Origin of the sequence: Vibrio sp. CK2-1 (genome assembly GCF_021726515.1) — a bacterium.
Taxonomy (GTDB): domain Bacteria; phylum Pseudomonadota; class Gammaproteobacteria; order Enterobacterales; family Vibrionaceae; genus Vibrio.
In genome coordinates this window covers 420,254-432,919 of sequence record NZ_JAKKCJ010000004.1, presented here as the reverse complement: position 1 = coordinate 432,919, position 12,666 = coordinate 420,254, and the positions used below count along the sequence as shown (strand labels likewise).

The 12,666-nt window shown below is 41.0% G+C and carries 9 protein-coding genes; 5 read left to right on the top strand and 4 right to left on the bottom strand.

Annotation, left to right across the window (positions count from 1 at the left end; all coding sequences use genetic code 11):
- The first annotated feature begins 128 nt into the window (after positions 1–128).
- Positions 129–914, top strand: coding sequence for a transporter substrate-binding domain-containing protein (locus L3V25_RS13150; RefSeq protein WP_237295953.1), 786 nt, complete (start codon positions 129–131; stop codon positions 912–914).
- Between the two features lie 140 nt (positions 915–1,054).
- Here the strand turns inward: L3V25_RS13150 and rsmF are convergent, their stop codons facing one another.
- The 4 genes from rsmF to L3V25_RS13130 form a co-directional block, all read right to left on the bottom strand.
- A complete protein-coding gene (gene rsmF, locus L3V25_RS13145; protein ID WP_237295951.1) occupies positions 1,055–2,497 on the bottom strand; it encodes a 16S rRNA (cytosine(1407)-C(5))-methyltransferase RsmF in 1,443 nt (480 codons plus the stop codon).
- A gap of 113 nt (positions 2,498–2,610) precedes the next feature.
- Positions 2,611–5,247: an MlaD family protein gene (locus tag L3V25_RS13140; RefSeq protein ID WP_237295949.1), complete on the bottom strand. Its 2,637-nt coding sequence runs from the start codon at positions 5,245–5,247 to the stop codon at positions 2,611–2,613.
- Complete coding sequence (locus L3V25_RS13135; protein WP_267135487.1) at positions 5,237–6,556, bottom strand: paraquat-inducible protein A; 1,320 nt, start codon at positions 6,554–6,556, stop codon at positions 5,237–5,239. The genes L3V25_RS13140 and L3V25_RS13135 overlap by 11 nt, the downstream gene beginning before the upstream one ends.
- Positions 6,557–6,575: 19 nt before the next feature.
- Complete coding sequence (locus L3V25_RS13130; RefSeq protein WP_237295947.1) at positions 6,576–8,396, bottom strand: ABC transporter ATP-binding protein; 1,821 nt, start codon at positions 8,394–8,396, stop codon at positions 6,576–6,578.
- A gap of 70 nt (positions 8,397–8,466) precedes the next feature.
- Here L3V25_RS13130 and L3V25_RS13125 point away from each other — a divergent pair, with 70 nt between their 5' ends.
- The 4 genes from L3V25_RS13125 (at position 8,467) to L3V25_RS13110 (ending at position 12,649) form a co-directional block, all read left to right on the top strand.
- The gene (locus L3V25_RS13125; protein ID WP_276574037.1) at positions 8,467–8,934 is read left to right on the top strand and encodes a GAF domain-containing protein; all 468 of its coding nucleotides are present in this window, start codon (positions 8,467–8,469) and stop codon (positions 8,932–8,934) included.
- A gap of 195 nt (positions 8,935–9,129) precedes the next feature.
- Positions 9,130–9,768 (top strand): RNA chaperone ProQ, encoded by a 639-nt coding sequence (gene proQ, locus L3V25_RS13120; protein WP_237295945.1) that lies wholly within the window; start codon positions 9,130–9,132, stop codon positions 9,766–9,768.
- A gap of 16 nt (positions 9,769–9,784) precedes the next feature.
- Positions 9,785–11,791, top strand: coding sequence for a carboxy terminal-processing peptidase (gene prc, locus L3V25_RS13115; protein WP_237295943.1), 2,007 nt, complete (start codon positions 9,785–9,787; stop codon positions 11,789–11,791).
- Positions 11,792–11,974: 183 nt separating this feature from the next.
- Positions 11,975–12,649: a hypothetical protein gene (locus tag L3V25_RS13110; protein WP_237295941.1), complete on the top strand. Its 675-nt coding sequence runs from the start codon at positions 11,975–11,977 to the stop codon at positions 12,647–12,649.
- Positions 12,650–12,666 lie beyond the last annotated feature (17 nt).

Here is a 12,666-nt window from a genome sequence, read left to right as displayed (position 1 = left end):
TATCGTTTACGACTACATGGTCAAGTGCATGCAGGAGTTAGCGAAAGCGGAACCTGATATCGATGCACTCCTGCCTTGGAACTTCAAACACTAACAATATCGCCCCGTGGGTTCATGGCGCGGATACAATGGAAAAGAAACAACATTGGTTTACGGGGCGAGTGTGCTTACTGATCACTTGTGTTTCGTTAATGGCTCAATCGGTTCAAGCAAGAACGTGGGATGAAATTAAACAAAGTGGTGAGCTACGCATTGGACTCACTGGCGATTATTCTCCGTTGTCATTTCGTAATAAATTAGGGCACTTGGTCGGCTTTGATGTCGATATGACTAAGAATTTAGCTCAATCTTTAGGGCTAACGGTTAAGTTTGTCGAAACATCTTGGCCAAGCCTAAGTGCGGATTTAATGGCAGACAAATTTGATATTGCGGCTGGTGGCGTCACTAAAACGGCACAAAGGCAGAAACTATTCGCGTTATCTAATTCTGTCGCCAAAAACGGCAAAATAGCATTAAGTCATTGCAGTAAAAAATTGGCTTTCCAGACTTTAGAGGATATTGACCAGCCTAGAGTGAAAGTGGTGGTTAACCCTGGTGGTACTAACGAAGCGTATGTAAATTCGCATATTAAACAAGCGAAAATTATACGTAAGAAAGATAATTTTGATACTTTGCAAGCGATTAGAACGAACCGAGCTGATGTGATGTTTACCGACTTAATCGAGGGCAAGTACTACCAAAACCATGAAAAAGGCGTGTTTTGTATCGCCTCAGAAGATGTCCTTGCCGGCACCGAGAGTTACAAAGTCTACATGATGGATAAAAGTAATACCGAACTGCTCACCAAAGTGAATGAGTGGTTAGCTGGCAAGACCAAAAACCGCTTAGCTAAGCAGTGGGAAGTGGTGCAGTAGTTATCTGTTGTACTTTATCAGTAAAAGAATACGGCTCGTATGAGTAGTCTACGAGCCGAATATATGACTAGCCGTTCAGCTAATAACCGTAAAAAGCCGCTGTAGAAAGTAGCCTAGAAAGCTACTCTATAAAAACAAGCCTAGAATAAATTCTTATCTCGGACTAACTCTCGCGGCAGTCCATTTTTGATGCGATTTCCTACCCATTTTCCAAGGCCGATAACTGCGCCTGAATGGGTAACCATCACCTCACCAATACCTGATTCTATATTTGGACGAACATCTCGTCCCATAAACCATTCACGAGCATCTTCGATAGTTAACTCAACACTTTTAGCATTGCTTGCTTTACCTAAAGCCATGACCGCTTCATGTTGCCAACGATAAAGTGGGGCATTTTTCTTCTTGGAGGGTTTTAACACTTCGGCTAATTTCAAGCCAATTCGGCTAAAACGAAGCTCGCCGATCATATGAGTCATAGCAGTAGGGAATAGCCATACTTCTTGATCTCGTAGCCATACTTGGCTGCTGGTGGGAATATCCAAACCAAGGGTGTTTTGTAATTCTTGTTGAAGTTGTTGGCAGGTTTTGTCATTAGCCACTTCAAAAGGAAATTTACCCAAACGTTTTTTTACTTCAGGCGCTTGAACCGATGACAGCTTTTTGATTTTTGCGACAAAGAAGCCTTCGCTATCAAATATTTGTGGGTAAATATGCAGGAAGCCATGTTCAGTTAACGCTTTTTCGGCGTTTTCAAATAAGTCACCTAGTGGCAAAAACTCAACGGCATCACCAAACTTTTGTTTTAAGTGTAGGCAGACTTGCTGATTTTCTTGTTGATTGAGTGTGCAGGTAGAATAGGTGATTGTACCGCCCGGTTTTAAAGCGTAGAAGGCGCTTTCAATCAGATCTTTTTGTGTTTCAGCTATCTCAGCAACCGACTTTAAATCCCAATTACTCATCGCATCAGCATCTTTACGAACTGTGCCTTCACCTGAGCAGGGCGCGTCTAATAAAATGGTATCAAAGTGCTCTGGAAGCCAACCGCCAAATACGCGTGCATCAAAGTTACTTAAAGCCGTATTATGAACACCACAGCGTTGAATGTTGGCACTAAGCACTTTAACTCGGCTAGCGGCGTATTCATTCGCAACCAGTGCGCCTTGATTATTCATCGCCGCTGCGATTTGCGTGGTTTTTGAACCGGGAGCAGCCGCCATATCGAGTACTAGGTTAAGGCTATCATTGTCTTTTAATAATGCGCTGACAGGTAGCATTGAACTGGCTTCTTGAATGTAGAATAAACCGGCTAAATGTTCCGCTGTATTGCCTAGTGGGACGTTTTCATCTTCACGTTCTATCCAGAATCCTTCTTCACACCATGGAATTGGCGATAGTTCCCAGTCATTTTCAGCTGAAATCGCTTTGAATGCGTTTACGTCAGTTTTGAGTGTATTGACTCGAATACTGCGACGAAGAGGCCGTTGACATGCTGCAATAAAATCCTCCATAGACAAATGACTTGGCATAGTGGATTTAACAAGTTCAAGAAACTCATTGGGTAGCTTGACATTAGAGTGCAAAGGAGTGGCCTCAACGCGTATAAAAAGTAGGGGCGAATTTTAACTGATATAAAAAAAAATGCAGCTGATTTAACAACTGCATTTTCGGTTAATTCACTTTTTGATCACGGCGACTACTTGGGGATTGCTAATTGCCAAGTGAGCCACTCTGGTTCTGGTTCTTTATTGAGTAAGAATGTGGACTCTACCGCCGCTTTTGGCTGTAAGGACTCATCGTCTGGTGTCGCAAAGGCAATGCCACCACGTAATACATTATCAACCGTTCCAGATTTTATGTTTGCGCCAGATAAACCTATGCTCACATTCACCCCAGAAACATTCCAAAATACCGAGTTTTTACGGATCAGATAAGCATATTTAGGCTCAATCTCAAAAGTGGTAATGACTCGGTCAGCAAGATCGCCCAGTTCAACACTAGTTACATGACCAATTTCAAAATCTCGATAGAGAATCGGTGCGCCAACTTTTACCGAAGAACGACTTAAACTCTGTAGATAAAAAGTGGTGCCACTGGTCGATTTGTCTTGAGTCTCAAGGTTGAAGGTATAACTGAGTTGAGTTGAATCAGAAGGAGAGACCTCGATATATGGGCTTAAAATAGTATCGATGTGTTTTGCTCCAGAGAGACCAATTTCAGGCGAGACTACCCAGAAATGACTACCTTTCTTCGCGATGTTATCGACATATTCAGGGAAGATGCGCGCCGAAATTTCAACATTTTTCCCTGGGAAGTTAAGGTGAACCAGCGTTACTTCACCAACTTGAACACCTTGATACTTAATCGGCATGCCTTTGGCGACGGTTTCATTTTCTTTTGTCACTAGGGTGATTTTACGCCCAAACTGGCGAGCGGATTTGTAATCTTGATATAAGATCCAGTTATCATTGAGTTTATTCTCAACGCCTGCCAAGTTATCAAATGAGATTCCGCCTTTAAGTAAACTAGCAATAGGTGACGCGGTCACGCTTAGGCCGCTTAGGTTGGCATCGATTTTAACGCCAGAATGGTTCCAGAACACCGTTTGTTTGGTGAGCAAGTATTTGTAGCGGTTTTCGATTCGAACTTGAATTTTAACTCCGCCATCAACTAATGAAAATTGCGAAACTTTACCGACTTCTAAATTGCGGTACAAAATTGGGCTACCAATCGAAACAGGAGGTAGGCTAGCAGCAAATAACGTTAAGCCAGTTGAGCCTGCCGTTTCATACTTAGCTAGATCGGCCAACGGCTTACTTGCGTATAAATGGTACTCTGAATTGATTTTGTCATCACCAAGGCTATCAAAGCTGACAGAGCCTGCTAGAAGACGCTTAATAGGAGGCATAGAGACGTTAATACCGGTACCAGTAAAGCTGGCATCGACACTGGAGGTGATAAAAAATCGGCTTTTAGACTTAATCAAGTGTAAATATTGGGTATCAATTTGAGCATTAAAACGAACGCGTTCACCATCAAGGTAAATCTTATTGATATTACCTACCGGAATGCCACGATAGAGAATTTGTGTACCTTCTTCTAGGCCGTAGGTGTCGTCTGCGGCTAAATTAATTTGGGTGGTTTGATGTGAAGCTCGTAGTAATTCATTCTTTTTCACAACATTAAAATGACGTGCTCGTTGCCCTGTGCCGGGTACTAAGCTCAGAAAATTACCGCGAATAAAGTTGCTGACATTTTTCATTTCAGTCAAAGAAAGTTTAGCTTCTTCTAACACAAAATGAGATCCAGTATTTAACGCATCTGAAAATGCAGGCTGAATCGCGGCAGAGGCGACCACTTTGCTTTTGTCATCGGATAAGTTGATATCGGTTATTTGGCCGACTTCTATGCCTTTGTACATGATAGGGGCGTTAGCTGAAATATTGCTGTTATCTGGCACATCCATGGTAATTCGAATACCACGACCCGCGGTTTTGATATCAGGGTAGAGCTTATACACTTTATCTGCGCTAATCGGTTGGCCATCTTCTGGAGAATCCACCGCAATGGCGCCCATGAGCAATGAATTCAAGCTTTCTAGTTGAACATCGACTCCATTAAATCCAACACTCGCACTGACGCCACTCACATTCCAAAAGCGACTGTCTGAATTAACAATATGAGCATATTCTTGCTTAATCGATATCTGAATTTTTACTGAACTCGCATCGTCGGCTAGGGTGAAATTGGTGACTTCGCCGATCGGAATTTTTCTAAACATGATTTTAGAGCCGACAGAAATGGATCCTAAATCTTTGGAAGTCAGAGTGATATTGACGCCATTCTGGGCTCGGATATCCATCGGTTCTTCTTTCAGCGCCGTGTACTCTTTAGATATATCATGCTTCTTGCCATCCATGACATCTTCTGCCGGTTGAATAGCAATATAGTTACCGGATACCAGCGCATCAAGACCAGTAATGCCACTTAAACTTGCCTTGGGTTTGACCAGCCAGAAACGAGTGTTTTTAGATAAAAGTTTGGCGGCCTTAGGATAAATGTCAGCAGTGACATAAATGTCTTTTAAATTGTCCGATAGACTGATTTTACGGACGATACCAACTTCTAAACCTTGATAACGAATCGTCGTTCTACCTTCAATAAGCCCTTGAGCATTAGTAAAGTGAATTTGGATACGTTGACCCATTTCACTATAACTTTTATAGCCAAGCCAGCCAGCAAGACATAAAGCGATGATCGGTAAAATCCATAGTGGCGATATTTTACGATCTTGTTTTAGTTTGACTTGGTTTTCTGGTGTCTCATTGTTCATAAGAGGATTCATTCTTATTGTTGGTTTTAGACGGTGTATCCCAAATTAGGCGCGGATCTAAGCTTTCAGCTGCACACATGGTTAATACCACTACCGCAGCAAATGCCATTGCGGCAGGGCCGGGTGAAAAGTCCAGAATTTGGTCACGGTCGACAAGTGCAATGGTGGTCGCGATGACAAAAAGATCTAAGATTGACCATTTTCCTATCCACTTTACAAAGAGATAGAGCTTCATTCTTTTATATTGGTCGAGTGATGATTTTAATTGTATATAGATCAAAATATAAGCTAAACCCACAATTTTAGCTACAGGGACTAAAATACTGGCTACGAAAATCACAATTGCGATAGGTATATGGCCTTTGGTTAAGCTTACAACGCCCGAGAAGATGGTATCTTGATAACGAATGCCATTACTGAAAATAATTGATATTTCTAAAAAGTTGGCAGGAATAAGAAAGACGGTTGCCGCAATTAAAAATGCCCATGTTTTTTGGATAGAGTTCGGTTTTCTATAGATGAGAGGACTATGACAGCGCAGGCAGTTATCGCTGTTAGCTTGAGATAGATGACAGTGCTGACAGTGAGATTCGACAGCCGTAATCTCCAACTCATTACTAGGGCTCCAAGCTTCCCAATAACGGCGGACACTCATGCGGACAATTAAGGTAATAGCAATAATTTGCGATAAGGTGATACAAACTAAACCAATTTGTGGGGTAACGGTGGAGTACTCAAGAAGTTTGAAAGCGGCCACCGCAATGCTTAATAAGAAAACATCAATCATCCACCAATGTTTTACTTTTTGATAAGTGACGAGAGAGTATTTAAAAGCAGTAAAATTCTTATGCTTTAACCCCCAATGCGCCCCAATCACAGAAGCAAATAACAGCACGGGAATAACCGATGAACATAGAAAAATTAAAATCCCAAGTGCGTAAAAACCTTCATTAAATAGTGCAAATGCCCCTGAAACGAGTGTAGATGAAAAATTTACATTAATGAGGCGTATGGTAATGAAGGGGATAAATAAAGCAGGGATGAAAAATAGTAAGCCACTAAAAGCCAGCATTAAGTTGGTATTGAGTAAGAAGTCTTTGCCACGGTAAAGCAAAGTATCGCACCTAGGGCAGTGTGCATTAATCCCTAAGCGCAAATCTTGAGTCACGACTGTCATATCACAACAAGGACAAATAATAGAGGACTGAGCTTGCTGGGTGATGTTTGGCGCATAGTTCGAAGAAAGGTTGGATAGATTATCCTCACCTTCTACTTTGGAACTCATGTCGTGAACATTATCAGCGCTCATATTGCTCTCTATTATTACTCTACTTATATACTAGATTGTCATACTTGTCTTTTTCGGCGTTACCGTATAACGTTTGGTATAAGCCGTCTTCAACCACTAGTTCTCGGTGAGTACCACTTTGAATGACCTTGCCGTCTTCTAAAACATAGATAAGGTCGGCTTGTTGTACCGCAGACAAACGATGAGCAACGATAAGAGTCGTGCGCCCGTCAAGAAAGGCATTCATCGCTTTGTGTAGTCTTGATTCTGTCGCAGTATCTAAAGCGGATGTCGCTTCATCTAATATCACAAATTGCGGATTGGTTAGTAGCATACGCGCAATTGATAGTCGCTGCCTTTGCCCGCCCGATAACCGAACGCCTTGTCGACCCACCTGGGTATCTAAACCGTCAGAAAGCTGAGTGATCACATCATCTAGTTGAGCAACTTCTAATACATGCCATAAAGCACTGTCAGGAAAGTCACTACCAAGTGTCAGGTTTTTCCTGAGGGTGTCATTAAATAGGATAGGTTGCTGTAATACAACTGCTATTTGATCTCGAATCACTTCATAACCAATGTTATCAGCATTTTCACCGTTAAACTGGATTGTGCCGCTTTGCGGTTGATATACGCCGATAAGTAGCTGAATTAATGTTGATTTCCCTCCGCCACTGGCACCAACAAGCGCCACTTTCTTGCCCGCAGGTATCGCTAGGCTCAAATGGTCTAAGACTTGTGATTCCTCGTTATAAGCAAAGCAAACATTATTGATCTTGATATCAACAGGTTTATCAGCTTCAAATGGGTTAATTGTCGACGTTGGACGATGTTCTTCTTCCATTTGTAGTAATAAGTTGATGCGCTGTAATGCCGCTTTAGCGCTGTACCATGAGAACTGGACGCCTAGTAGTTCTTGCACTGGGCCTAACATAAACCACAGATAGCCAAACACGGCAAAAATCTGGCCAATAGTTAGGTCGCTAAATAGCACCATTAACATGGCGACAGCACGAAATAGCTCAAAGCCTAGAAGGAAGAGCAAAAAGGACAAACGTCCCGCTGCTTCAGATTGCCAGGCAAATTTATCGGCATCTTGGCGTATTTCATCGGCTTGTTGCTTTAATTGTTCTAAATAGAGCTTTTCTTTATTGGATGCTCGTAACTGATAAATACCATCCAGTACTTCAATTAAACGATTCTGAAAACGCTCAAAGGATTGGTTTTCTTTTTGTTTCAGGTGCTTAACTTTGCTACCAAGCTTACGTGAAAAGTAGATGACGATAGGGTTGACCAATAAAATAAACAGCCCTAATCGCCAGTCTAACCAGAGCAATACAATAGCGGTGCCAAAAACGGTTAAAAAACTGATGATGAATTTACTAAGAGTGGTTCCAATAAAAGAATCTATGGTTTCAACATCGGTAATTAAGTGGGAATTAATTCCGCCACTACCGCGGGTTTCGTATTGCTGAATACTAATTAATCCGAGCTTATCGAGCATTCTCGAACGAATGTGATAGGTGATGGTTTTTGATACCAAAGTAAACTGTCGGCTTTGCACTATATTAAGTAGTTGGCTTGCGGTACGCATGAGCACGATCAGAAAAAAAACAAAGCCAATATATCCGGTTGGGTTTTGCAGTGAATGGGGTAAAAGCGCATTCATAAACTCAATGCCGCTAGACGGTTTATTGAGTAACACCTCGTCGACCATTAAAGGCATTAGTAGGGGAATAGGCACACTGATAATAGTCGCCAAAATTGCTACCACATTGGCAAAGATTAATTTACCCTTGTGTTTCTTAACTTGAGTGAACAACCAACTCTGGTTAATCAGATGCCTATCGTTATTATTCATACGTGATAATGATTCCTATTTGCAATGTAAGGCATTGTACGTAAATTGAAAAAAAGATGGAAGACAAAGCATGAGTCTAAAGATGTACCAGCGTATTACCGCCCAAGTAAAAGCATTAATTGAATCTGAGCCAGATCTTATTGCTAACTTAGCTAATATTAGCTCGTTATTGAACATGGAATTAGAAGAAGTTAACTGGGTAGGCTTTTATTTGTTAAAAGACGACCAACTGGTATTGGGACCTTTTCAAGGCTTGCCAGCTTGTGTACGTATTCCATTAGGAAAAGGTGTATGTGGTACAGCAGCTGCAGAGAATAGTGTGCAACGCATTTATGATGTTCATCAGTTTGAAGGCCATATTGCTTGCGATGCCCAAAGTAATTCGGAACTTGTTATTCCATTTTCGGTCAATAATAAAGTGGTTGGCGTTTTAGATATAGATAGCCCAAATATTGGTCGTTTTTCGGAAGAAGATGAGCAAGGATTGGTCGCAATGATGAAAGAAGTTGAGCTAATATTGCAAACTCACTTTAAATAACAAAATTAGGTTAGTTAAATAAATAGTGTGAAACGTGCATTTTTGAGTGAAAAAAAACTTTTTATCGCCATATGGGCATAATAACCCATGTTAATTTGCACGTGTTGGTGGTTTTTCGTTTCCATCTCACTATAATAGCGTGAATTATTTATACGAACACCCGTGCGGATGAGACCGCACCAACCAGGAACCCTCATGGAAAACACTGAAAAGTTAAAGAACAGCAAAGAAGTCATTGCCTATATTGCTGAACGTTTCCCACAATGCTTTACTTTAGAAGGCGAAGCAAAGCCTTTAAAAATTGGTATCTTTCAAGATCTTGCTGAGCGTCTAAACGAAGATCCTAAAGTAAGTAAAACTCAATTACGTGCTGCTTTACGTCAATACACGTCATCTTGGCGTTACCTTCACGGCGTAAAATTAGGCGCAACGCGTGTTGACCTTGATGGTAATGCATGCGGTGAGTTAGAAGCCGAACATGTTGAGCACGCTCAAACTACGCTTGCAGAAAGCAAAGCTCGTGTTCAAGCTCGTCGTAAAGAACAAGCGGATAAAAACCGTGAAGAAAGAGCGGCTAAAGCTAAAGCAAAAGCAGCGACACCGAAAGCGCCACGTAAGCCAAAAGCTGAATCTAAGAAACCTGCTCAAAAAGCGCCAGTCGTTGAAACTCGTGAATTGAAATCAGATGAAATTGTCATCGGTAAAGATATCAATGTAAACATGGGTCAAGGCAACATGGCTGCAACGATTGTTGAGATTAATAAAGACGATGTTCGTGTCCGTCTTGCTAACGGCTTACAAATGGTCGTAAAAGCGGAGCACTTGCGCGTATAAAAGGATATTCCTACGCATGAATTGCCGATTAAAAGTTTCACTACTTGCTGCTAGCTTAACGCTAGCAGCAAACTCTGCATTTGCTGTACAGCCGACGATCAGCGAGTCACAGATTCCAACTCTGGCTCCTGAATCTCAGCATGCAATTGCAAGTCAACGAGTCGCTAAACGTTTTACTCGTTCTCATTACAAACACTTCAATCTAGATGATGCTTTTTCTAAAGGTATTTTCGATCGCTACTTAGAATCTCTCGATTACAACCGTAATATTTTCACTCAAGCTGATATTGATAGTTTCAAACCATTTGAAACGGATATTGATGATCAATTGAAGTCGGGCGATACCAAAGCTGCGTTTGATATGTTTAATCTATCAATGAAGCGTCGTTACGAGCGTTTTTCTTATGCATTAACCTTGCTCGATAATGAAATCAAGTTTGATACTGATGAGAAAATGGAACTTGATCGTTCTAAAGCTGCATGGCCGAAGGATACAGCTGAAGTCGATGAGTTATGGCGTCAAAGAGTAAAGTATGATGCGTTAAACCTTAAATTGACTGGTAAAGAATGGCCAGAAATTAAGGAGTTATTAACTAAACGTTATAACAATGCCATCAAGCGAATTACTCAGGCTCATAGTGAAGATGTTTTTCAAATCTACATGAATGCGTTTGCTCGCCAAATCGATCCACATACTAGTTACCTGTCGCCACGTTCAGCGGATGAATTCCAATCTGAGATGAGCTTGTCGCTAGAAGGGATTGGTGCGGTTCTACAATCGGAAGATGATTATACTATTATTCGTTCGTTAGTAACGGGTGGCCCAGCAGCGGGTTCGAAAGAACTTTCTGAAGGGGATAAAATCATTGCGGTTGGTCAAGATGGTAAGAAGATGGTTGATATCATCGGAATGCGTCTTGATGATGTCGTGCAACTGATCAAAGGTCCGAAAGGTACCAAAGTTAATCTGCAAATCTTGCCTGAAGGGAAGAGTGCAAAAAGTCACGTTGTCACAATTGTGCGTGATAAAATTCGTCTAGAAGACCGTGCCGTTAAATCGAAAGTTATCGAAAAGAATGGAAAAACAATCGGTGTACTAGAAGTACCAAGTTTCTACGTTGGATTAGCAAAAGATACCAATAAACTACTTGCTGAGTTTAATCAGAAGAAAGTGGATGGTGTGGTTGTTGATTTACGTAACAATGGCGGCGGTGCATTAACAGAAGCGATTGATTTATCGGGTTTATTTATCACTCAAGGGCCAGTGGTTCAAGTGCGTGATAGTTATGACCGAGTCAATGTTGATAGCGATACCGATGTTGTTGAGCATTACGATGGTCCATTAACGGTATTAATTAACCGCTACAGTGCATCGGCATCTGAAATTTTTGCTGCTGCCATGCAAGACTACGATCGTGCAATTATTCTTGGCGAAAATTCTTATGGTAAGGGAACGGTACAGCAGCATCGTTCATTGACGCATATTTATGATACGTTCGATCAAGAATTAGGTTACGTTCAATATACGATTCAAAAGTTCTACCGTATCAGCGGTGGCAGCACACAAAGAAAAGGCGTATCACCTGATATTCCATTTCCAAGTGCGATTGCTCCTGAAGATACAGGGGAAAGTGTAGAAGATAACGCTCTGCCTTGGGACCAAATCCCTGCGGCTAACTATACTCCAGTTGAATCGAAAGATGCATTACAAGCGGAAGTCGCGAAATTAACCACTTTACATAAGCAGCGTATTGCTAACGACCTTGAGTTTTCATTTATTCAGAAAAATATTGAGAAATATCAAGCAGAAAAAGATGATACAACGATTTCTTTAAATGAGAAATTCCGTGAAGCTGAAGTCGATAAAGCGGATAAAGAGCGATTAGAGCGTGTAAACAAGCGTCAAAAATTAGCAGGTAAACCAGAGTTTAAAACTTTGGACGATATCCCTAAAGACTATGAAGCACCAGATGCTTACTTAGATGAAGCTGTTTCTATTACTGCAGATTTATCAAATAGTTAATTATATTCGTTCTGTTTTACCTATATCAAGCGAGGCCATTTCGGTCTCGCTTTTTTTATGCAATTCAATTTGCTGCTCTTAAAACATACAACTATCCTTAATTAATAGGTTCAAGTCTTTTCCTTTTCGATATGCCTGAGTGAAGAGCCTTTGTCTTGTTTACAATGATACTGGGAGAGGCGGATGAAAAGTTTAATTGTGTTATTAAGTAGTCTTGCCTTAGGGGCCGCAGCGTTCGAGTCACCTAAAAAATATGATATGTTTTTGTTCGATAATCCTTTTTTGATTGGACAATGGCATGTGATTAATCCTTCTCCAGAATTAATCCCCGAAGATTTCCTATCGATTACTCTGCAATTAGAATCTAACTACCAATTTGAAATTCAAATTAAGCGTAAAGATCATACGGTTCACTCATGGTCTGGAGAATACTCCGTTAGTAATGCAGAAATCATTCTGGGTACTCGGTCTGAGGCTCCTCAATCGTATCAATATACTGTTAATGCCAATCAACTTTTATTAAATGGTGTGGCGTTTAATAAAACGGTACCTAAATATTTATCCGGCTACTGGCGTAGTATTGAAGTAAAAGGTGGGGATGTAGCTTCTAGTTCAGTATCTGATATTGATTTGGTTTTATACCCCAACTTTTATTTTTCCATTCAATCCTTTAATGAGAAAGGTGATAACAAGTATCGTGACGGCGTTTACTATATAGAAGACAATTACATTTACTTCATCTATAGCGATGGGGAGCAGTCATCTCAATTTGCATTAAACTCTGATCAGTTAGTGTTGAGTAGTCATGATGTTGATATGTATATTGCTTTTCAGCGTAGCAACCTCAAGCTTCATTGAAAAATAGCAAAGGCAGC